Genomic DNA, 23968 nt, shown 5'->3' on the forward strand with positions numbered 1-23968 from the left:
CATTGTGTTTAAGCTGTGAAAATAACCAATGTTGTGCGTTTTATTAAATAGAATAATGAATAATTATAAACAATTGAGAACTTCCAATGGTTTATTAAATTTTGAATATATTTAAGCTCCTTAATAAATTCCGAAAATGAAAAAAAAATCTGCTCTACTTGGTGCTTTACTATTCTCTTTATTTGTATTAGCACAACAGCCAAAAAAAGTGAAAGGAACAATAATCAAAGAATATGGTAAAACTTTTGAAATTGTAAATCCAGAATACAAAACCGAAATCAATTCTGAATTCAAAGTGATTTTTGATGTTGATAAATCTCCAGATGACAAATCTGAAGTCAATAAATATATAGAAGTCGCTGCCAATTTTTTGAATATGCATGCTCACGCAGGAATGAAACCCGAACAACTAAATGTAGCCATGACTATTCATGCTAGTGCTTGGAAGGATGTTTTAAATAATGAAGTGTATAAAGAAAAATTTGGAGTAGCTAATCCTAACCTTGAACTCATAAATGAATTAAGTGAAGCTGGCGTTGATATTATTATTTGTGGGCAAGCAGCAGCTAAAAGGGAAATGTCCAGAGACGATATTATACCCAATGTAAAAATTGCGCTATCTGCCACAACTGCATTAATTCAATATCAAAACCAAGGTTATAGGTTCATTAAATACTAAAATCATTACTATGAATAAAACAATCATTGCTCTATTACTACTATTAATAAATTTTACTTTTTCACAAACTTCGTTAGAACAGGATTATACTGCTATTGAATCTAAAGTTATAGAATGGCGACGCTATTTTCATGAACATCCAGAACTATCAAATCATGAATTTAAAACCGCAGAAAAAATAGCAGAACATTTAAAATCCCTTGGTATGGAAGTGCGGACTGGTGTTGCAATAACTGGTGTTGTAGGTTTATTAAAAGGTGACCATCCTGGTAAAGTTATTGCTTTACGTGCAGATATTGATGGTTTACCTGTAACCGAGCGAAATGATTTACCTTTTAAGTCGTCTGTGACTTCAGAGTTTTTAGGTGAAAAAACTGGAGTGATGCATGCTTGTGGTCACGACACTCATATAGCCATTTTAATGGGTGTTGCAGAAGTTCTTTCAAAACATAAAGATAAAATACATGGCACTGTGAAATTTATTTTTCAGCCTGCAGAAGAAGGACCACCTCCAGGCGAAGAAGGAGGTGCTCCATTAATGATCAAAGAAGGTGTTCTTGAAAATCCAAAGGTTGATGCTATTTTTGGTTTGCATATAAATTCTGGTACTGATGTAGGAACTATTAAATACAAACCAGGTGGAACTATGGCTGCTGTAGAGCGTTTTGTAGTGAATGTAAAGGGAAAACAAACCCATGGCTCTCAACCCTGGAGTGGTGTGGACCCCATTTATATTTCAGCAAAAATAATAGATGGCTATCAAAGCATTATTAGTAGAGAATCTAATTTATTGATTGAACCAGCGGTTATAACAGTTGGTAAAATAACCAGTGGCGTAAGATTTAATATCATTCCTGAAAGTGCAGAAATGATTGGCACTGTTAGAACTCTTGATCCTGATATGAGAGATTTTATTATAAAGCGTATGACCGAAATGACAGAGACCATAGCCAAAGCTTATGGCGGTGAAGCCACAATAGAGTTTCAAGAAAATACAACCATCACCTATAACGATCCTGCACTGGTTGAGCAAATGCTGCCATCACTTCAAAAAGTTGCTGGAGCAGAGAATGTTGTTTTAAGAAAGGCAGTGACTGGCGGAGAAGACTTTTCATATTTTCAAGAAATAGTTCCAGGATTTTATTTTTTTTTAGGAGGCATGACAAAAGGCGCTACCGAAGCCTTTCCGCATCATACTCCAGATTTTTTTATAGATGAAAGTGGATTACTGCTAGGCGTCAAAGCTTTCACTCAAATAACTTTTGACTATTTAAATAATTAAATCAAACAAATGTTAGATTTTTTAGGCAATATCAATTGGTGGCAATGGATTTTAATCATTTTAGTTTTAATAGCCATAAGAGATATATTTATACAGCGAAAGCATACCATTAGTCATAACTTTCCAATAGTTGGTCACCTTCGCTATGTATTAGAAAAAATAGGACCAGAATTACGGCAATATTTAGTTGCAAATAATAGAGAGGAATTGCCTTTTAATCGAATAGAACGCGGATGGATTTATGCTTCAGCCAAACGCGAAAATAACTACGAAGGATTCGGTACGGATAGAGATATTTATGCGCACCATCATATTTTTGTCAATAACGCTATGATGCCTTTTAAGATCAGTGAAAGACATCCAAATACCATTGATAAGTCTTTTCTTCCTTGTGCAAAAGTTATTGGACAATACAATAAACGCAAAAAACCTTTCCGACCTGCTTCTGTAATTAATGTTTCAGCTATGAGTTTTGGTTCCCTTTCAGCCAAAGCTATAGAATCATTAAACAAAGGTGTTAGATTAGCTGGAGCATATCATAACACTGGAGAAGGTGGATTATCTCCTTATCATAGTCATGGAGGTGATGTTATATTTCATTTCGGAACAGGCTACTTTGGAGTAAGAGACAACATTGGAAATTTTTCAATGGACAAGTTGGTTCAACTCGTTGAAAAGAATCCTTTTATAAAAGCAATAGAAATCAAACTTTCTCAAGGTGCAAAGCCTGGTAAAGGTGGTGTCTTACCGGGTGCAAAAATATCTCATGAGATAGCCAAAATAAGAGGCGTCGAAGTAGGAAAAGATGTCTTATCACCTCCAAATCATTCTGCTTTTTCTAATGTCTCTGAATTGCTGGATTTTATAGAAGACATTGCGAAAAAAACAGGCTTGCCTGTTGGCATTAAAGCCGCTATAGGTAAATTGGAGCAATGGAATGAACTTGCCAACTTAATGAAAGAAACAGGCAAAGGACCAGATTTTATAACCGTGGATGGTGGTGAAGGCGGAACAGGTGCTGCGCCTCCAAGTTTTGCAGATCATGTATCCTTACCTTGGGTTTACGGGTTTAGCGATTTGTATAAATTGTTCCAGTCTAAAGGTTTAGTAGAACGTATTGTATTTATTGGCAGCGGTAAACTTGGTTTTCCTGCAAAAGCTGCAATGGCATTTGCTATGGGCGTAGATTGCATAAATGTTGCACGAGAAGCCATGATGAGTATTGGTTGTATTCAAGCGCAAGTATGCCATACCAATCGTTGTCCAAGTGGTATTGCAACACAAAACAAATGGTTGCAAAATGGCATCAATATTCCATTGAAATCTGAACGACTAGCACAATATTTTAAAACCTTTAGAAAAGAACTCATTGAAATTACACATGCTGCCGGATATGAACATCCATGTCAATTTAAAATGAGTGATATAGAAATGAATGTTGATGACCATCATTTATCTAAAGAACTCAACAGGACATATTCTTATGAAAAAACTGCAGTACCTTTCTCTAGTATGCAAGATTTAAAAGATTGTCTATATTTGGGTGGTAATTACCATACCTTAAAATCTTAAACCATGGAAATTGAAAAAATTTTAGAAATGTTTCTTTATGCTGTACCAGCTCTTATTACTGGTATGATTGCCTACTACTTTTTTAAAGAACATACCAAAAATGAAGATGGCAGAAGACGCTATCTTTTACATAAAGATATGAAAGTTACGGCAATGCCTATTCGCCTGCAGGCTTATGAACGTATGGCATTATTTTTAGAAAGAATAACACCTAGCAAATTACTTATACGAATATCTCCAAACACTTCAAATAAAGAAGATTATGAACGTTTACTTATATCTTCAATTGAACAAGAGTTTGAACATAATTTGTCACAACAAATCTATTTAAGCGACGAATGTTGGAACATCATTACTGCCGCAAAAAATGCTACCATTCAACTCATTAGAAAAGCTGGTTTACTACAAAAAACAAAAACCGCTAATAAACTTCGAGAAGTTATATTACAGGAAATGCTAGAAAAAAGAGCGCCTAGTGATGCCGCTTTATCTTTTATTAAAAAAGAGGTTGGTGAGCTCTGGTAATCTATGTTTCGTTTTCCAATTGGCTAGTCTCTTCATTTTTGCCTTTTGCAAAAACAAATCCACTTTGCCACCATTTGGTCATTTTTTCTTTATCAAAGATCAGTGAGTTTGTCGTTAAAACCGTTGGAGTATAATAGAAATTGATAATCGCATTATTATTTGATGCAACAAACTTTCCAATTTTAATATTTTGAGCCTCTATTCTATCTAACATAAACGCAAACATATTGGTAAGTAGTGAAAACGGATTTATGGATGGCATTCTGTTTAATTGTGTTATTTCTGTTTGAAGAACTATGGCATCTACTTCTTGTGCTCCATTCTTTACCGCTTCTTCTATAGGAACCATAGAGCCCAAACCACCATCGGCATATTCACAGCCATTCTTCTTTTGAAGCGTCATGAATGGAATGTAGTTGCACGATATCCAAATCCATTCGCAAAACTCTTCATAATTGTGATCTCTAATCGATTTATATTCCACCTGATTGAGCGATAAATTAGAAACCGTAATCAATACCTCTTTTTTAGAATACTTTAAGGTATTGAACTCCTCTTTTGTTAGTGTTTCTTTAATTAATGATCTTAAGTTTTCACTTTCGCCAAAGGTCTTACGCCCTCGTAAAAAGTTTTTAATGACATTAAAATGATGAATACCAATAGTTTCTGTACCATGTTTGCTTTTAATAGTGAAAGGACAATGGTTAAATATGCTGTCTTGATTAACACTAGTGTAAATTTTCTTTATTTTTTCAACCTTACCTAGCGCTAAATGGCAAACCAGAAGGCTTCCGGTAGAGGTGCCAATAAAGAGATCGTAATTCTTTTTTCGTTCTTCAATAAGATACTGCGCCACACCTCCAGCAAATGCGCCCTTGCTTCCTCCTCCAGATATGACTAATGCTTTCATTCTTTATAGTTTTTCTAAAAACTCTTTTGCAAATTTAGTCATTCTCCAATTGTGATGGCTTGAAGCTTGTTATAAATTTCTGGCATAATCCTATTAACGCTGGAGCATTAATTTTTGACTTTGTGCATTCGGTTTATAAAGCTACATGTACAATGCTCAATAAGAATTATAAATAATCACAAAACTCATATTTTAAATAATTACGCCAAATATTTAAAGAGTTTAATTTATTCAATAAGCGTGTAATTTTTTTTTAAAACTACCATTTAATTGTAGTAATTTGCATATATTATAATATAAAGAAAATAATTAAAATGATTGAAGAATTGACCAAGTCACAAGAACTCCTTGACAGGAGAAAAAATGTGGTAGCCAATGGTGTAGGTGTATTTAATACAGCTACCGTTAAACATGCTAAAGGTGCGATTATTACTGATGCCGATGGGAATGAGCTTATTGATTTTGCTGGTGGTATTGGCGTTGTAAATGCTGGTCATTGCCCTGAACCAGTTGTTGATGCCATACGTGAGCAAGCGGGTAAATACTTGCACACGAGCTTTAATGTAGTTACCTATGAGCCCTATATACAATTATGCGAAGAGCTTGCAGAGATTCTCCCACATGGAGAGAAAACAAAAGTAATGCTAGTAAGCACAGGTGCTGAAGCTGTAGAAAATGCTATTAAAATAGCAAGACAAGCCACTAAAAAGTCTGCCATACTTTGTTTTACAGGTGCTTATCATGGAAGAACGATGATGGCTATGACCTTGACCAGTAAGGTGAGCTACAAGTATGATTGTGGACCTTTTGCTCCGGAAGTTTATAGACTTCCTTTTCCAAATTTTTATCGTTATAGCGGTACAAAAACATTGGATGAGTTTGTAGATGATGAACTTAAGAGACTTCATGAAAGTGCTTTAAATCTAGTAGATGTAACCGAACTTGCAGCCATAATTATTGAACCAATACAAGGCGAAGGAGGTTTTAATCCAGCACCTCAAAGATATCTTGAAGGCTTAAGATCTTTTTGTGATGAGCACGGTATTATGTTGATCATGGACGAGGTCCAAAGTGGATTTTGTCGTACTGGACATTGGGCTAGCTGGCAACATTATGGGGTACAGCCAGATATAAGCACCTACGCAAAATCTATGGGTTCTGGGCTTCCGATTGCAGCAGTAGTTGGAAAAGCAGACATTATGGATGCTGCGGCTTCCGGATCTATTGGCGGTACTTATATTGGCAGTCCTATTTGTTGTGTTGCAGCTTCTGCAACTATTAAATATATGAAAGACATTAATTTGAACGAAAGGGCTGTAGAGGTTGGAAATATTATTTCTACGCGATTGAATAATCTCAAGAAAGATTGTCCTGAAATTGGAGATGTAAGAGGTATCGGTGCTATGATTGGGATTGAGTTTGTAAAAAACGGAGATCCTAGACAGCCTAATTCTGAAGTTTGTGGACCTATAGTAAAAGGCTGTGCTGAACATGGTTTAATCGTATTGAGCGCCGGAACTTATAAGAATGTTCTTCGCATACTGTCTCCATTAGTCATTACCAACGAACAATTAAATAAAGGGTTAACCATTTTGGAAAACGAAATAATAAAGGCAATAAGCCAAATTATATGAAGCCATTCGCAATAGCAGGAATACAGATGAAAGTGTCGGCCGTAACTTCCAATGTGGAAATGATGAAGCTGAAAATAGACATTACAATGAATCTTTATCCATGGATTGAGATGATCATGTTTAGTGAGTTATGTGCTTATGGTCCGCTTACCCATACCGCACAGCCGATTCCTAATAATTTTGAAGCGGAAATGCAGGCTAAAGCAAAAAAATACGGCATTTGGATTTTGCCTGGTTCTATTTTTGAGAAGAGTGAGGGAAAAATATATAATACGGCAACGGTTATTAATCCACAAGGTGAAATAGTAACCCGATATCGTAAAATGTTTCCATTCTATCCTTATGAAGTTGGTGTAACTCCAGGAGAAGAATTTTGTACCTTCGAAGTGCCAGGGGTTGCCAAATTTGGTGTATCTATATGTTATGATATGTGGTTTCCTGAAACCATCAGAACTTTGGTTTCTATGGGTGCTGAAGTTATCATGCATCCAACCATGTCGGGTACTATTGACCGTGATATCGAATTATCGATAGTAAGAGCCATGGCATCTGTGAATCAATGTTACTTTTTTGATATTAACGGATTGGACACTGGAGGTTCAGGCCGTTCTATAATATGTGGCCCAGACGGACTTGTTATTCACCAGTCTGAAGGCACTGAAGAAATTATTCCACTTGAATTAAATATCTCCAGAGTGAAAAGAAGCCGTGAATTGGGCATACTTAGACTGGGACAACCGTTGAAAAGCTTTAGAGACCATTTGGGGCAATTCACTGTATATCAACCTGGAACGCCACATCCCTATCTTGATTCACTCGGACCACTTATAAAACCTAATCGACTTGATAAACTGACAGAATTAATTATAAAGGAAGACAAACTTGAGCATCCAATTACCCCGACTCATTATAAGGGTGATGGATCGATATAAATTAATAATATAATGGGCAACATATCCACAAATAATAAACGAAATAAAAAGGACATAAAGAATTATGTAAGTTGGTTTGAAATACCTGCAATTGACTTTCAGCAAGCAGTTGATTTTTACAACCATATCTTCGAGATTGAAATGGAACAAAACATTACTGAATACAATTCGATGGCATTTTTTCCTACAACTAAAGGTATTGGTGGAAGTGTAGTTACAGGCCAAGGCTATGTGCCAAGCGATTCTGGTCCTTTGATCTATCTTAACGGTGGAGAGGATTTAAATAAGATTTTGAAAAAAATAGAAGAAGCAGGTGGACGCATTGTAATGCCAAAAACACTTATAAATGAGGAGATGGGCTACTTCGCCATTTTTATTGATTCTCAAGGTAATAAATTGGCCTTATATTCTAAAAACTAAACTGTGATTAAAGCAAAAACAAAAACAACGCCATATTATAATATAGGTCAATTACGAGTTGATTACTGGAACAAATTAAAAATTGTAACGGCTGAATTGGCAAGATGTCATAGTGGCTCGGCAAATGAGAAAAAACATATAAGTGATACCAAATCTCTTTTAAATGATTTAAAAGGTGTTGCCGTTTACTATGCTACTCCAGGGCTTGCTCGTATTCAAAAACTTGAAAATGCACTTTCAAAACATGAATTCGTTTCTCTGGCTTATTTAGTATCCGAAACCACAAAACAATTGGTTGGGGATAGTTATAGAAGTAATCCGGAATTTTTAAATTTTGATGAACACAATATCGAATCTGTTGAGGAGCACGATCAGTTTAACACCGTTAGAAAGAATCATTTTGAAGTCTTGTTTGTAGACAATATGTCTATGGAAGAGGAAAATGAACTCAAAAAAAGTTTTAGAAGCCTTCATGTACCGCAGGATAAATTCACCTATGGTATTGTTGTACAACGCTCTTTTCAAGACGCCATGATTGCTTTGCTTTTTAACCATAATATACAGGCTGTAGTCGTAAGGTATGCACCACCTTATCATTCTAAACTTATTACTCCGCTAATTAAGCCATATATACAACAGATAACGAAGCTAGATTTTTCATCAAAACCAGATACAGAACTTGGTCCGTTGATTGGTGATTTAATTAAACAATTCAGACCTGAATTGGATGCTTATTATGTGACCGATACCGCTTTAGGAGATTTAAAGGATAGCACCATAAAAAGTTTTAGACGTATTTTCTATCAAACGGAAGATATTCAAGAATTACATCTTACCATTATGCGTGGTATTGGAGAAAGGTATAATACGCCCTTTTTCTCGGCTTTAGTAGAATATAGTCAGAAGCCTACCGGTGTTTTTCACGCGATGCCTATTTCTCGTGGAAATTCGGTATTTAAATCGCGATGGATTAATGATTTTGGAGATTTTTATGGCAGAAATATGTTTTTAGCAGAGACTTCTGCCACAACAGGCGGACTTGATTCACTTTTACAACCAACAGGGCCGTTAAAAAAAGCTCAAGAAATGGCACGGGATGCTTATGGTTCTCAACATACCTATTTTGTTACTAACGGAACTTCAACGGCAAACAAGATTGTGATGCAAGCTCTTGTACAACCAGGTGATGTGGTTCTGATTGATAGGGATTGTCATAAATCACACCATTATGGTTTGGTCTTATCAGGGGCATACCCTGTATATCTCGATTCATATCCTATTGAAGAGTATTCCATGTATGGTGCAGTTCCTCTTGGACAAATCAAAAACAAATTATTACAGTTGAAAGCCGCTGGAAGATTGAAAAAGGTAAAAATGTTGCTCTTAACTAATTGCACTTTTGATGGTCTTGTATATAATGTTGAAAGGGTTATAGAAGAAGTTTTGGCCATTAAGCCTGATATGATTTTTTTATGGGATGAAGCTTGGTTCGCTTTTGCTAGTTTTGGCACCAATTATAAGCAACGAACCGGCATGTTTACTGCAAACAAGTTGTATGAAAAATACAAAAGCAATGCCTATAAAAAACAATATTCTGCCTATACCAAATCGCTGGATATAAATGATGTTTCAATAATGCCAAATCCCGATGAAGTTCGTATAAGGGTTTATGCCACGCAGAGTACACACAAAACCTTAAGTAGTTTTAGGCAAGGCTCAATGATTCATATTTGGGACGAAGATTTTAGACGAAAAAGTGAGGAGACTTTTTTGGAAGCTTATATGACACACACTTCTACATCACCAAATTATCAAATGCTGGCTTCTTTAGATGTGGGACGGCGACAAGTTCAGTTAGAAGGTTTTGAGTTGGTTGAAAAAAGTATCGAACTTGCTATGGTACTCCGAGCTAAAATAAATGATAACCCTCAATTGAGTAAATATTTTGACATCTTAACAGTTCAGGATTTCATTCCTACTAATTATAGACAAACAGGTTTTAAAGAATATTATACCAAAGCGGAGGGCTGGAACCGAATGGAAGATGCTTGGGAAGGTGATGAATTTGTACTTGACCCCACAAAAATTACTTTATATATTGGTAGGACTGGCGTTGATGGAGACACTTTTAAGAACAAGTATTTGATGGATAAATTTAATATCCAAATCAATAAAACCTCTAGAAATACGGTTCTTTTTATGACTAACATTGGTACAACTCGTGGGAGTATTACCTATTTAACTAATGCATTATTAAGAATTGCTGATGAATTGGATGAAGAGTTTAAATCATTGAATACCAAGGAAAAGGAAATTCTGCAGAAACGGATACATTCTTTAACTAAAGAAGTACCTCCATTGCCCGATTTTAGTTATTTCCATCAATCGTTTCAAGCAGTTCCAGGAGTTCCTGGTGGGAATATTCGAGCAGCATATTTTTTAGCTTACGAAGAAGAAAACTATGAATATGTTCCATTAAACAAATGCCTGAAAGTCATGGAAGAAGGTAAAACATTAGTCGCGTCTACATTTGTAATTCCGTATCCACCCGGCTTCCCTGTACTTGTTCCTGGACAAGTAGTAAGCGAAGAAATTATCAATTTTTTAACCGTTCTTGATGTTAGCGAGATCCATGGGTATAGAGCCGACCTTGGCTTAAGAGTATTCAAGGACAATGTTTTGAACCGTCATAAAACAATAACGTCCATGGGAGCCATGGGTATGAATAAATTGAATAAAAATTCAAAAAACAAAAAAATTAAAAATTAAAAATTAAAATATGAGTAATTCAAAAGTAATTTCTAAAAAAAATAAAACAGCTGTTAAAGATCTTAAATCATCGACAGTCAAAACAACTTCAGGACCAGAAATGCTAAATGGCGTTGCTGATATACGACGTTTTTTTTATAAGAACGAAGTGCCTTTATATTTTATAAGTGCTACTAACTTCAATATGTTGGGTGCCGATGAATGGATCAAAGGATTTAAATTTATATGTCATATAGAATGTTTTGATGGCCAGCATCCAAACGTTTTCTCACCAAAAGAGGAAATTCCGCATGATGAATTCACAAGTATTGAGGATATTAATAACTACTTGCTACAACACCCAGAAGTACAGGATTATTTAAAGACTAGAAAAAAAGGCAAAAATACTGGTAAGGCTATGTTTCTAATGTTTGACGAAAAGACAGAGAAACTAGCTAAAAAATTAGGATTGCAAGTCATGTTCCCAACTGCCAAGATGCGTACGTTTATGGACAATAAAGTGAATACCAACCGTATTGCAGAAAAGGCAGGTGTACCATGTGTACCCTATGTGCTATCTCCTGTAACAGATTATGCCCATTTAAACAAAGTGTCGAAATCTCTGGGGACTGATCTAGTTATTCAAACACCTTTTGGAGATTCTGGACATACCACTTTCTTTATTACCAACGAAGAAGAATTTAAAAAATATGAAGAGGACATTGTTAAAGAGAAAGAAGTTAAAATCATGAAACGCATCAATTGTAGAGGTTCGGCTATTGAGGCCTGTGTTACTAGACATGGCACCATTGTAGCACCATTGATGACAGAACTTGTAGGTTTTAAAGAACTAACACCTTATAAAGGAGGATGGTGTGGTAATGAGATTTACCCGAATGCATTCACTCCTGAGCTTCGAAAAAAGGCAATTAAATACACTCAACTTTTTGGAAACCAATTGCGTGAAGAAGGATATAAAGGCTATTTTGAACTTGATTTTCTAATTGATCAAGACAATGGAGAAATTTATCTTGGAGAGCTAAACCCTAGGGTCACTGGGGCAAGTTCTATCACTAATCATGCGGTTTTTGCATTGGCTGACGCTCCACTTTTTGTATTTCATATTCTAGAATGGATGGATGTTGATTATAAGTTAAATATTAAAGAAATTAACACACGTTGGTCCAAACAAGAAAATATAGACAGTTGGAGCCAGTTAATTATCAAACATACCGAAGACACGATTGAACATGTATCTGAAGCTCCTGTTTCTGGTATTTATAAAATGTTCGATAATGGGCATATACAATTCGACCGTATGGATACACATAGAAGAGCTGTTGAAACAGAAAACGAAGCTTTCTTTTTGCATATTTCCAAGCAGGGAGACTACCTCTATGAAGGAGCCGATATGGGAATATTAGTATCTCGTGGTCGTATGATGACTGACGATTTTAAATTGAATAAAAGAGCTAAAGACTGGATAAAAGCTATTCGTTCAAAGTACGTTTCACAGATAGTAGAAGACAAAAGAGAGAAGATTGTACTTACTGGAAGTTTAACAAAATAACGTATAATCAAAGTACAAGGCATAGGATATGTCTGACTTGTGAAAACAACCGAAGTTTGAATTTTCAATGGCGAGATTTATAAGAAAAGAAAAACATGAAATAGGACTGTCTCCTGACGAACTTTTATTTAGAGGCGAAAAAAAGGTTGAAGAGGTAACTATCAGGGTCATTGACTTTGATGCTAAAAATCTGGAAGAAAATGCCCTTAAAGAGATCGCAGAAATACAAAAATACCAAGAAAAAAAGACGGTTACCTGGCTAAATATAGATGGCCTTCATAATTCCACTTTAATGCAAGAAATTGCTCGAGTATTTAAATTGGATGATTTAGTTCTGGCCAATGTAATGAATACTACAGCACGCCCTACAGTTTTTGAACACGATAACTGCATTTCAATTTCAGTTAAAATGCTTCAGTTGAATGAGAATACGGGTTTGGTTTCAGTTGAGAATTTAAGTTTGATTTTGACAAAATCTGTTTTAATTTCTTTTCAAGAAAAAAGAGGAGATGTATTTGAGCCTATTAGGGAACGAATTAGAAAAAAGAAAAAAAGAATTCGGAATGGATGGACAGATTATCTTGCTTTTGCTTTATTGGACATAGTTATAGACAACTACATCTATATTATCGGTGTCCTGGGAGAGAAAATAGAAATATTAGAAGAAAACCTTGGACATGACCAACCCAGTAAATCAATTATTAAGAAAATTAATACTTATAAAAGAGAATTGAACTTTATACGAAGAAACATTAGGCCAGCAAAGGAAATGATTCTATCCCTATCAAAAATGGAATCTGAATTTATTTTTGAAAGCACTTATGTTCATTATAAAGAGCTTTTGGACAATATCAATCAGGCTAACGATTCGACAGATAGTTATCGTGAGATTTTAACCGATCAGTTAAACTTATACCATACTACAATTAGCAGCAAGCTTAATGACATTATGAAATTTCTAACTATATTTTCGGTTATCTTTATACCCTTAACTTTCATCGCTGGAATTTATGGGACTAATTTTGAAGTACTACCTGAATTACAATATAAATATAGTTATTTCATTATGCTAGCTGCTATGTTGGTTTTGGCTATTGGAATGTTAATTTATTTTAGAAAAAGAAAATGGTTTTAAAACAAAATCAATATGAAGTTATGATCACTTTTATAAGTAAAAGATTTAAAAGTTTCTTATAGCTTGATAATATAAGCTAAAAGATTCGACTTTAAGAATTTATATTTTTTCTAACATCTCTCTAGCAAATTTAGACATTCTCCAATTGTGATGGCTTGTAGCTTGTTTTAAGTTTTTTTGACAATTTTCGTTACAAAGTTTTAGCATTTCAAGATATTGAAAAGCCTTAATTCTAACTTCCACATTGAATTGAGGATTGGTATAATTAACCAATTCGCTATAAATTTCTTGCTTTTTATCGGTTTGATATTCAAATGTATTTAAATGCAATACCAACCACAACAATCTCACGTTATAATCGTTAAAACCAATTATATCTTTAGTTTGGTTTAAATATTTAGAGCTCTCTTCAGGAAAGTTTAACCAAAGATTATATAAGGCCGTCTCAATTGTTTTATAGGACTTATCTTTTAAAAGTGATTCGTAATCCTTTTTTAATTTTAAAGGGATTTCAGTTAAGCTTTCAGCAATAGCTTGACGCACCTTTAAACTGTTTCTAAAAACATCTGGAGTAATTCTGTCTGGAACTTGCGAAATAATCTTTGATTTTGCCTGGTCTGAAATCGTAGAATCTAAATAATAATCACATCGTGAATTTAAAGCTTCACAATCTACCATTAAATATTCCTGAATGAAAACCGATTGTTTTAAACTTTCTAAAGCTTTGTCATAAGGAAAGCTTTTATTTTCAATCCAAAACTTAACAAAATCTCTTAAATCCTGCTCACTGCTTTGCTCAACTTCTTTAATAAAATCATTGGTTTCTACATTTTTAAATTGGTGTTTTCTTAAATAACTTACAACAGCTTTTCTAAACGCCCTATCTCCTACTTTATCTCTCAAAGCATGCAACACCCAAGCACCTCGTTCATAAAACGTTAAACTACTGGAATTTGGGTTTAATAATGATGTTCCATGACCTGATAGATCTTGCTGATACAGTTGATTGGCAGATTCGTACAATTTCCAGTAATAATGTGTATCTCCAAACAATTTTCTTTCAGCTAGCAATGCATAATACGTTGCAAATCCTTCCTGCAACCAATGGTGCGTTCCAGATGTTTCGGTTACTAAATTACCGAACCATTGATGTGCCATTTCGTGCGCATTTACGGTTACAAAATTTCTATCGACAAACGCTGTAGAATCAATCACAAAAGTATCTGCAAAAATGGTTGTTCCAGTATTTTCCATACCAGAATACATGAAATCATGTACTGGCACTTGCTTGTAGTTTTGCCAAGGATAAGGAAAACCTATTTCATCTTCCATATAATCAAATATCTCTTTAGTGTACCTATATGTTGGTTCTACTTTGTTGGAATCTTCGGGGTAATAATACATCTCTAGCGAAATACCACTTTTAGACGTTTCAACTTTTTTATTGTATTTCCCAATAACTATTGCTACCAAGTAGCTAGACATAGGATTTTGCATATCGTAATGCCAAGCAGTTGTTGATTCCTTGATTTGTTCATTTATTAGTTTACCATTAGCTATAACTTCGTAGTCTTTATCAATTGTAATCGTTAAATCAAACTCTATTTTATCATTCATGTCATTAATACTTGGTAGCCAGTTGCTTGTATATTTACCTTGCCCTTGCGTCCATACTTGATTTGGAGCATCATTATCCCAACCCACAAAATACATAGCTTTTTTAGGTAGTGTTTTATAGCATATAACTAATTCATTATTTTTAGATTCTTTAAAAAGTTGACTTATTTTAATCCTTTTATCATCATAATGGTGATTCACTTTAGCTTGATTCAATAAAACAGTAATTAATGTCATATCCTTTGCATCAATATCTATTGAATCTGTATCTCTTGTTATATCAAATGTGTAAGTTACACAGCCCTTAATGTATTTGCTTATAGGATAAATCTCTATTTCTACATCTCCATTCTTAAAATCAACATAGTCTGTTTGCTGTGCTGATAAAGCAAGACAAAAAAAGAAAAAGAGTATTGGTATATATTTTCTCATTATCATTATACTACAAACGTCAAGCCAAAATAATAATTATACTTGTCAATACACTTAAAAGAATTATTTTAGTTCTGTGAATACCAATCTTCAAACCCCTATCAATTACTTAAAAGGTGTTGGCCCAAACAGGGCTGATCTTCTTCGCAGTGAATTGGGTATTCACACCTATCAGGATTTGATCAATTTATTTCCAAATCGTTATATTGATAGAACACGTTATTACAAAATCAATGAACTACAGCTTAATAATGCCGAAGTACAGATTATTGGTAAAATCACAAAGGTTGAAGAGGTTGGTCAAGCCAGAAAAAAAAGACTTGTAGCCACTTTTAAAGATGATTCTGGAATCATGGAACTGGTTTGGTTTAGAGGACATAAATGGATTAGAGAATATTTAAAGTTTGACGAACAATATGTCATTTTTGGAAAAGTCAATTGGTTTAATGGCAGATATAACATGCCTCATCCTGAAATGGAGCTTTTGGAAGAGCATGAAAAAAATCTGCGTTCTGCAATGCAGCCTATCTATCCATCAACAGAAAAGTTATCCAATAAAGGTGTTACTAATAATACTATATGTAAAATCATGCAGCAATTGTTTTTGGAAACTAAAGGAAAGTTTACCGAAACTTTATCTGCAAATCTACTATCTGAACTCAAATTAATCTCTAAAAACAAAGCACTTTTTAATATTCATTTTCCGAAAAGTCAGGCGTTATTATCAAAGGCTCAATACCGACTAAAATTTGAAGAATTATTTTACATTCAATTACAATTGATTATTAAAAATTTAATTCATAAAACAAAAATTAAGGGCTTCCCATTTACAACTGTTGGACATTATTTCAATACCTTTTTTAAGGAGCATTTACCCTTTGAATTGACCAATGCACAAAAGCGGGTCATTAAAGAAATTCGTCAAGATTTAGGCAGCAATGCACAGATGAATCGGCTATTGCAAGGTGATGTAGGTTCTGGAAAAACCATAGTAGCGCTCATGTCAATGTTTATAGCACTTGACAATGATTTTCAAGCCTGTTTAATGGCTCCGACTGAAATTTTGTCAGTCCAGCACTATAACGGTTTATATGACCTGTGTAATAAATTGAATATCAGTATTAAAATACTCACTGGTTCAACTAAAACTTTAGAAAGGCGAAAAATTCATGAATCTCTCGAAAATGGAGAATTACAGATCTTAATTGGTACTCATGCCCTACTTGAAGATAAGGTGAAATTCAAAAATTTAGGCCTTGCAATTATTGATGAGCAACACAGATTTGGAGTTGCCCAAAGAAGTAAATTATGGAAAAAAAATATGTCGCCTCCACACATTCTAGTGATGACTGCAACACCAATTCCGAGAACATTGGCTATGTCTATTTATGGCGATTTAGATATCTCAATTATTGACGAATTACCGCCAGGAAGAAAGGATATAAAAACTGTACACCGATATGATAATAATCGATTAAAAGTTTTTGCTTTTATCAGAGATGAAATAAGCAAGGGAAGACAGGTTTATATTGTATATCCATTAATTCAGGAAAGCGAGAAAATGGATTATAAGGATTTGATAGATGGTTATGCGAGCATTGAGCGTGATTTTCCAAAACCAAAATATCAAGTATCTATTGTTCATGGTAAAATGAAGGCTGCTGATAAAGATTACGAAATGCAACGCTTTGTGAAAGGCGAAACACAAATTATGGTAGCTACAACGGTTATAGAAGTTGGTGTAGATGTTCCAAATGCTTCAGTCATGATTATTGAAAGTGCCGAACGCTTTGGATTATCGCAATTACACCAATTGCGTGGTCGTGTTGGTCGTGGTGCAGAACAAAGCTACTGTATTTTAATGACCGGACATAAATTGAGTCATGACAGCAGAACACGTTTAGAAACCATGGTAAGAACTAATGATGGCTTTGAAATTGCTGAAGTTGATTTACGTTTGCGTGGTCCAGGGGATATTATGGGCACACAACAAAGTGGTGTACTTAACTTAAAAATTGCTGATATCGTAAAGGATAATGATATCTTACAGCACGCACGTTTTTATGCGAAAAAGATTTTAAAAGACGACCCTACTCTTACTAAACCAGAAAATAAAACCCTTTTATTTACCTACAAACAATTGAGTAAGTATAAAAATATCTGGAATTATATTAGTTAATTAAGCTTATATTATCCTTTTACTGTTAAAGTTCTGCAAAACAGCTTTAATCAAAACACCAATCTCGCTATCTTTAAAAGTACGTTAATTTCAAATCCTTTCTAATAGAATGAAAGCAATTTTTACTTTTATCTTATGCATTCTTTTTACAAATTTATTTAGTCAAAATACCAAACAATCAGATAGTTTACAATTAGCCGTAAATAGCTTCCACAAAGGTTTTATTGAGCAAAATCCTAATTTATCAAGATCTGCTATAAGTAGTCAATTGAATATGTTTAATGGCAATTCATCAGCAAATGCTTCAGATTGGGAAGCACATATGTTTCTTCAAGCTGGGGAAATAAAAGAATGGTTAGAATGGATGATTGAAAATGCTGGTCCATTTAAAAATGATATAACTTTTAAAGCACAGCATATGCGATCTAATTCGGCAATAATAGTAACGGAAGAATCCGGAAGTAACAAATTTAGATCCTGGAAAAATGAAGAAGTGGTTTATCAACTCGGAAAGATTTCTGGGATATGGAAAATATTGAGCATTTATATTAGGAATCTTAAAAATCCAGAATAATAACAACTAATTATGACCAACATAATGAAATCAAAAACTTTACTATTGCCCCTTTTGTCATTAACATTATTTTTAACGTGCAATAAAAGCGAAGTGATTGATCACCAAGCTATGGAGCAAGAATTATTGGAAGTGCATAAGCTTGCGAGAAAATACCATGTTGAAAAGATGGTCAACGAATTCGTTTCACAGCTATCGGATAAACATATTTCGGTAAATAGAGGCAAAATGTCCAAGCTACAAAGAGAGAAAAAAACCAATCAAGTACAGCAGTATTTTGATAGTGTAGAGTTTGAAAAATGGGATGATATAGAACCGCCAATTATTCGTTTTTCAGATGACTATTCCATGGCGTATACTATTGTAAACAAGGAGGTTGTATTGACCTACACGAATGAAAACAATGAAAATATAAGAGAATCAACACTCTTTTCATGGGTAGCAATTTACACAAAACAAAATGGTGTTTGGAAAACCGATTGTGTAGCATCTACCAATCAAGAAAGTGTTACTAGCGTTATTAACTAATTCATGAAAAATATGAAGCATCTATTATTTATACTCGTTTTAATTATAACCTTTGTTAATTATTCTTATTCACAACATAACATTTTACAAGATTCGTTATTAGGTAGTTACAATGTTGGATTTAAACATAAAATTGTAACGGATTATTCTAGGTCATTTGGGAATACTTATAGACCAGTTGAGCTTTTTATTTGGTATCCTTCTGATGATAAAATTGATACTTCATTTAATTATACAAATTATATTCAAATTAAAGATAAAAACAAAAACCTTGATTCTTTAATATTGAAAGCTATTGAAGATTCAGGACTTTCAAAGGATAAAAATCTAATCTTGAATAACTATAAAGGTTTAAAAACATCGGCAACTAAAAATGCCATAATCGCTAATGGCTCCTTTCCTTTAATATTATTTGCTCCAGGAGGAACGACTCCAGGATATTTACATTCTGTATTTGGAGAATATCTTGCAAGTTATGGCTATATCGTCGTTGGACTTTCGGCGTTAGGTAATAATGTGAATTCTAGATGGCCATTTGATCAGACTGGCTTGAATCTACATATTGATGATATGTCATTCGCAATCAATTATTTAAAGCATGAAATGGCTCAAATTAATATTGATAAAATTTGCTTGGCATCCTGGAGTGTTGGTGGTGTTTCTCAAACAATTTACGCCATGAAGAATTCCGGAATTGATATGTTTGTGAGTCTTGATTCTGGCATTGGACGCAAATATGGTATTGAAATGCTTAAAGAATCTCCTTACTTTGATTATAAAAAGCTAAATATCCCATATTTACACTTTACTGGAACACAGCCTGATCGTTTTGTTGTTGAAAAGACAAATGAATTATTTGATTCTATTCCATCTGTTGCAAAATATTCATTAATTATAAAACCTTTCGCTCATCAACATTTTACACCGCAATTTGGTATTATTAATAATTTGGTTTCCGAAAACCAAGACAAAATATTAACGAATGCCTATTTAAATATGTGTTATACTACACGTGTTTTTATTGATGCCTTTTTAAAGGAAGACAACAATGCTCAAATAGAATGGCTTGATTTAATTAAAATAAAATAATCTCTAATAATGAATAATATTCAGCTTACATATGTTTTACTATACTTCTATGGCTGGTATTTATAAGAAGTATAACGGTAAATGGAAAGTAGATTTTGTAGCTTCAACCAATAAACCAACTATTTTAACAATTATTAATTAAAAAATATAAGTTTATGACTCGATTTAAAATCATACTTTTCCAACTTTGCTTATTGTTTGTTCTTTCTTGTAAACAAAACAAAAATGAGGAAAACAAAGTAAAATGGAAAAAAGAAATCATTGATGCTGAAACAAAATTTGCAAACTTTCTCAAAGAAAAAGGTATGCATGATGCATTTGTAGCTTTTGCTGCTGATGACGCTGTCTTAATGAGAAATAATGACCTCGTCATTGGTAAAGAAGCAATTGACAAACGTTACAGCAATTTAAACTCAAAAAATCTGGATTGGAAACCAGACTTTGTAGAAGTATCAAATTCAGGTGATCTCGCCTACACTTATGGCAAATACTATTATACATACAAAGACTCCATCGGGAATGAGCAGGTAGATACTGGTATTTTTCATACGGTTTGGAAACGACAAAAAGACGGCAGTTGGAAATATGTTTGGGATTAAAAAAGGCCCAAATAATTGAGCCTTTTTTATTACTGATCGTATTTTGGTTGATTTTTCTAAATACTTTCTCCCATTTCTTTTAAAAGCTTTTCTGAATTTGCCTTAACGTTAGCTGGCGGATTCATTGATAATGACTTTCTAAGATTCTTTATTGCATTCTTTTTATCTCCCATGGTTTTATAACATTCTCCCAAACTATCATAGACATTTGGGTTTGTCGGATCTAGTTCAGCAGCTTTTTTAAAGTAAGTTAAAGCTCTATCATAATCTTTTGCACCCAGCATTTGATATCCAAGCACGTTCAATTGATTTGCATTTGCTGTACTTGATGCTTCATCCATAACTGCTACATATTCGGCCGTCCTGCCCAACTTATTAAGGATTTGCCCTTTAATTGCTAAATTATTAAAGGTTTGCTGGCTATAGAAATTACCAGCAATAGCGCCATCAATCCATCCTAATGCTTCATTTAAATCACCTCCATTGTTTAAAGCAAAATTAGCGGCTTGCTCCCAATTTTGTCTATTGAAACCTAATTGACCTTTACTTTTCTCTCTAAATTCATTTAAAACAATTTCGGTAACATCAAATTCTATTGTAAAAGGAAATTCTCTTGTTCCCCAAACCAATGATACAACCGTAGATGTAGGATTAACAGTATTAAATTCATAGGTTAGCAATTCTCTACTGGGCACTGTTTTGGTTGTAATATCTGCTCTTAAAGCATCATGGCTTGGGTCATAGAAAAAACTTCCCCAAGCATCAGTATCGTTTGATAGAATAAGTGTGGCTTGATCTCCTTCTTTAACTTCTATAAAAAGTCCGTAGGTACCCGCCTTAATATCTTTTCCTTCTACTTTGGCATCATGAGAAAATGAAATCGTAGTATTCTCATTTGCTCCCGCTCGCCAAGGAGCAGCTGTAGATGTTCCAAACCCAAGATTGTTCATTCCATAAGGCACTACGTTACCATAAATGTCTCGACCATTTACACTTGGTCTTGCATAGGTAATGGAAACGTCTGAAGTACCAACACGTTGTGAAACTGTTGCTTGTTGACTACCACGAGGTTGATTTATTTGAGCCTGTGAGAATGTTGATAAAAAAAGTGCAAAAATTAAAGCTCCTGCACCAAATAAATTGTTTAAATGTTTCATGCGTAATTGTTTAATTGGTTAATAAAGTCATATGAAGTTCGCAAAAGAAAGCCTCGAACACTATCTCTAGCTTAAGGGTTTGCTAATTTCATATTGATTTTGTTATTGATTCGTTTTTTAAAAGTAATTGCTTAAAACATCATGTCTTGTTAGCAATATGTTAAAGTAAATTGGTAAACTGTTAATTAACTATTTGTTAAGAATAATTTGCAATTTAAAAATCCCTGATAAATCATAAATGGCAGATTACATCATAAAAAAGAGTTAAAGTAAAAAAATACATGCTCTCAAATGCGGAAATACAAAATATTCATTGTATTTTTGTCTAACTATTTTTACTAAAAGTTAAACAAAATATATTGTTATGTCAAACAAAAAAAGCATTACCAATAAAAACATTATAGATTTTTATATGAATTATGTTTTAGAACATAATCAGCAACCTCCAACTGTGTATGCCTTTGCAAAAGCTAATAACTTTAAAGAGCAAGATTTTTATAAATACTTTGGATCCTTTCAAGCTGTTGAAGAATATATTTTCAAAGCATTTTTTGATAACACCATAGAAACTCTTCATAAAAGCAATGACTATGAGGCTTTTGAAACGCGTAATAAATTATTAAGTTTTTATTTCACCTTTTTCGAAAACTTAACCGCAAATAGAAGCTATGTAAAATATGCCTTAAGCAGTGATATAAACAATATAAGCAACTTAAAACAACTTTCAAAACTAAAGCATTCATTTACACAATACATTGAGAAGCTAGGAATTGAACTCATCGAAACTAAACAGAATCAGCTAGATAAAATTCAAAAGAATGGTTTAAAAGAAAGTGCATGGATACAACTGTTACTGACATTAAAATTTTGGATGGACGATACATCGGCAAGTTTTGAAAGGACCGACATTTTTATTGAGAAATCTGTTAATACAAGTTTTGATGTACTAAATGTGGCTCCAATTAAAAGCTTAATAGATTTCGGAAAATTTATATTTAAAGAAAAAGTACAATTGTCCTAAAACACTCACATGATAACAATAGATAAAATACCCACTTCAAAATTACAACGCGCAACTAAACTTGTTTCTACAGGGGCCAAGGTCGGCGTTAACTATATTAAATATTATGGAGACAAACTTACTAAAACAGAAATAGAAGCTAAAGACAGGTTGAATGAGAATAATGCATCTGATATTTACGATGGCCTGAAACAACTTAAAGGAAGTGCTCTAAAGGTTGCACAAATGTTAAGTATGGAAAAAAGTATTATGCCACAGGCTTATGTTGAAAAATTTTCGCTAGCTCAATTTTCAGTGCCCCCATTATCACCTCCATTAGTAATAAAAACTTTTAAAAAATATTTTGGAAAATCACCTTATGAAATATTTGATACTTTTAATGCAACATCAGTGAATGCAGCGAGTATAGGTCAAGTGCATCTTGCAGAAAAAAATGGAAAAAAGTTAGCTGTAAAAATTCAATATCCGGGTGTTTCAGAAAGTATTGCCTCTGATTTAGCAATGGTGAAACCTATTGCAATGAGTATGTTTAATATTAAGGGTAAAGGATCTGACCAATATTTTAAAGAGGTTGAAAATAAACTTATCGAAGAAACGGATTACATTCTTGAAGTTCAGCAAAGCAAGGAAATTGCAGAGGCTTGTTCACATATTTCCAATTTAAAATTTCCAAAATACTATGAAGCCTTGTCTTCAGAACGCATAATTACAATGGATTATATGGCAGGTGAACATCTTTCTGAATTTACTGCTTATAATGACAACCAAGAATTATCAAACCAACTAGGTCAAGCACTTTGGGATTTTTATATGTATCAGATACATGAGCTTAAAAAAGTGCATGCAGATCCGCATCCTGGAAATTTTCTTGTATCAAAAAATGGTAATTTGATTGTTTTAGACTTTGGTTGTATGAAACAAATTCCTGATGAATTTTATACGCCTTATTTTGAATTAGCTCTTGAAGAAAATATTCATAATAAAGTTAGCTTTATTAACAAATTGTATGAACTCGAAATACTAAAAACTGATGATACTCAAGAAGAAATTTCATTTTTCACCGAAATGTTCCACGAAATGTTAAGTTTATTCACAATGCCACTTCATCAAGACGTTTTTGATTTTTCAAATCCTGAATTTTTTACAAAAATTGCCGCTTTAGGCGAAAAATATTCGAAGAATACCGAATTAAGAAAAATGAATGGAAATAGAGGTTCTAAACACTTTATCTATATGAATCGTACATTTTTTGGATTGTATAATTTGATGTTTGATTTAAAATCTCAAAATATAAAAATCAACAATATCGCAAACTAGATAAATTCAACAAATCATGGACTCAAAGAGCTACATAGAATTTTTGAA

20 protein-coding genes are annotated in these 23968 nt (G+C 33.6%); 17 read left to right on the forward strand and 3 right to left on the reverse strand.

Annotated features, from left to right (window positions below):
* The first annotated feature begins 136 nt into the window (after positions 1 to 136).
* The 4 genes from AAFP94_RS11870 to AAFP94_RS11885 are packed head-to-tail and all read left to right on the forward strand — an operon-like array spanning position 137 to position 4058.
* Positions 137 to 679, forward strand: a complete 543-nt coding sequence (locus AAFP94_RS11870; RefSeq protein ID WP_316662955.1) for a DsrE family protein — start codon at positions 137 to 139, stop codon at positions 677 to 679.
* A 10-nt stretch (positions 680 to 689) separates the two neighbouring features.
* On the forward strand, positions 690 to 1961 hold the full coding sequence (locus AAFP94_RS11875; RefSeq protein ID WP_316662956.1) for an amidohydrolase: 1272 nt from the start codon (positions 690 to 692) through the stop codon (positions 1959 to 1961).
* A gap of 9 nt (positions 1962 to 1970) precedes the next feature.
* On the forward strand, positions 1971 to 3533 hold the full coding sequence (locus tag AAFP94_RS11880; protein ID WP_409628636.1) for an FMN-binding glutamate synthase family protein: 1563 nt from the start codon (positions 1971 to 1973) through the stop codon (positions 3531 to 3533).
* 3 nt (positions 3534 to 3536) lie between these two features.
* Positions 3537 to 4058 carry a DUF7935 family protein gene (locus tag AAFP94_RS11885; RefSeq protein WP_316662957.1) on the forward strand — a complete coding sequence of 174 codons (522 nt, stop codon included), beginning with the start codon at positions 3537 to 3539 and terminating at the stop codon, positions 4056 to 4058.
* A 1-nt stretch (position 4059) separates the two neighbouring features.
* Here the strand turns inward: AAFP94_RS11885 and AAFP94_RS11890 are convergent, their stop codons facing one another.
* A complete protein-coding gene (locus tag AAFP94_RS11890; protein ID WP_316662958.1) occupies positions 4060 to 4968 on the reverse strand; it encodes a patatin-like phospholipase family protein in 909 nt (302 codons plus the stop codon).
* 314 nt (positions 4969 to 5282) lie between these two features.
* Between AAFP94_RS11890 and AAFP94_RS11895 the strand changes: the two genes are divergently transcribed.
* The 6 genes from AAFP94_RS11895 to corA all read left to right on the forward strand — a co-directional run bounded on the left by AAFP94_RS11895 (position 5283) and on the right by corA (position 13407).
* Complete coding sequence (locus tag AAFP94_RS11895; protein WP_316662959.1) at positions 5283 to 6602, forward strand: aspartate aminotransferase family protein; 1320 nt, start codon at positions 5283 to 5285, stop codon at positions 6600 to 6602.
* The gene (locus AAFP94_RS11900) at positions 6599 to 7534 is read left to right on the forward strand and encodes a carbon-nitrogen hydrolase family protein (RefSeq protein ID WP_316662960.1); all 936 of its coding nucleotides are present in this window, start codon (positions 6599 to 6601) and stop codon (positions 7532 to 7534) included. Before AAFP94_RS11895 ends, AAFP94_RS11900 begins: the two co-directional genes overlap by 4 nt.
* Before the next feature lie 12 nt (positions 7535 to 7546).
* Entirely contained in the window at positions 7547 to 7954 is a 408-nt protein-coding gene (locus tag AAFP94_RS11905; protein WP_316662961.1) for a VOC family protein, read from the forward strand.
* Between the two features lie 3 nt (positions 7955 to 7957).
* Positions 7958 to 10723: an aminotransferase class I/II-fold pyridoxal phosphate-dependent enzyme gene (locus AAFP94_RS11910; RefSeq protein ID WP_316662962.1), complete on the forward strand. Its 2766-nt coding sequence runs from the start codon at positions 7958 to 7960 to the stop codon at positions 10721 to 10723.
* 10 nt (positions 10724 to 10733) lie between these two features.
* Positions 10734 to 12272 (forward strand): biotin carboxylase, encoded by a 1539-nt coding sequence (locus tag AAFP94_RS11915; RefSeq protein WP_316662963.1) that lies wholly within the window; start codon positions 10734 to 10736, stop codon positions 12270 to 12272.
* 67 nt (positions 12273 to 12339) lie between these two features.
* On the forward strand, positions 12340 to 13407 hold the full coding sequence (gene corA, locus AAFP94_RS11920) for a magnesium/cobalt transporter CorA (protein WP_316662964.1): 1068 nt from the start codon (positions 12340 to 12342) through the stop codon (positions 13405 to 13407).
* 99 nt (positions 13408 to 13506) lie between these two features.
* Here corA and AAFP94_RS11925 read toward each other — a convergent pair whose 3' ends face one another.
* Positions 13507 to 15456, reverse strand: coding sequence for a M1 family metallopeptidase (locus AAFP94_RS11925; protein ID WP_316662965.1), 1950 nt, complete (start codon positions 15454 to 15456; stop codon positions 13507 to 13509).
* A gap of 76 nt (positions 15457 to 15532) precedes the next feature.
* Between AAFP94_RS11925 and recG the strand changes: the two genes are divergently transcribed.
* The 5 genes from recG to AAFP94_RS11950 all read left to right on the forward strand — a co-directional run bounded on the left by recG (position 15533) and on the right by AAFP94_RS11950 (position 20425).
* Entirely contained in the window at positions 15533 to 17635 is a 2103-nt protein-coding gene (gene recG, locus AAFP94_RS11930) for an ATP-dependent DNA helicase RecG (protein WP_316662966.1), read from the forward strand.
* Between the two features lie 109 nt (positions 17636 to 17744).
* The gene (locus AAFP94_RS11935; protein ID WP_316662967.1) at positions 17745 to 18209 is read left to right on the forward strand and encodes a hypothetical protein; all 465 of its coding nucleotides are present in this window, start codon (positions 17745 to 17747) and stop codon (positions 18207 to 18209) included.
* Between the two features lie 24 nt (positions 18210 to 18233).
* Positions 18234 to 18737 (forward strand): hypothetical protein, encoded by a 504-nt coding sequence (locus tag AAFP94_RS11940; protein WP_409628645.1) that lies wholly within the window; start codon positions 18234 to 18236, stop codon positions 18735 to 18737.
* A gap of 12 nt (positions 18738 to 18749) precedes the next feature.
* Entirely contained in the window at positions 18750 to 19826 is a 1077-nt protein-coding gene (locus AAFP94_RS11945) for an alpha/beta hydrolase (protein WP_316662969.1), read from the forward strand.
* 155 nt (positions 19827 to 19981) lie between these two features.
* Positions 19982 to 20425, forward strand: coding sequence for a YybH family protein (locus tag AAFP94_RS11950; protein ID WP_316662970.1), 444 nt, complete (start codon positions 19982 to 19984; stop codon positions 20423 to 20425).
* A gap of 56 nt (positions 20426 to 20481) precedes the next feature.
* Here the strand turns inward: AAFP94_RS11950 and AAFP94_RS11955 are convergent, their stop codons facing one another.
* A complete protein-coding gene (locus AAFP94_RS11955; protein ID WP_316662971.1) occupies positions 20482 to 21582 on the reverse strand; it encodes a DUF2911 domain-containing protein in 1101 nt (366 codons plus the stop codon).
* Positions 21583 to 21946: 364 nt separating this feature from the next.
* On the opposite strand from AAFP94_RS11955, the gene AAFP94_RS11960 reads away from it, so the two are divergent.
* Both AAFP94_RS11960 and AAFP94_RS11965 read left to right on the forward strand, forming a co-directional pair.
* Entirely contained in the window at positions 21947 to 22603 is a 657-nt protein-coding gene (locus AAFP94_RS11960) for a TetR family transcriptional regulator C-terminal domain-containing protein (RefSeq protein WP_316662972.1), read from the forward strand.
* A gap of 9 nt (positions 22604 to 22612) precedes the next feature.
* On the forward strand, positions 22613 to 23920 hold the full coding sequence (locus AAFP94_RS11965) for an ABC1 kinase family protein (protein WP_316662973.1): 1308 nt from the start codon (positions 22613 to 22615) through the stop codon (positions 23918 to 23920).
* The last annotated feature ends 48 nt before the right edge of the window (positions 23921 to 23968 follow it).

This window comes from Gilvirhabdus luticola, assembly GCF_040117515.1.
Classification (GTDB): Bacteria; Bacteroidota; Bacteroidia; order Flavobacteriales; family Flavobacteriaceae; genus Gilvirhabdus; species Gilvirhabdus luticola.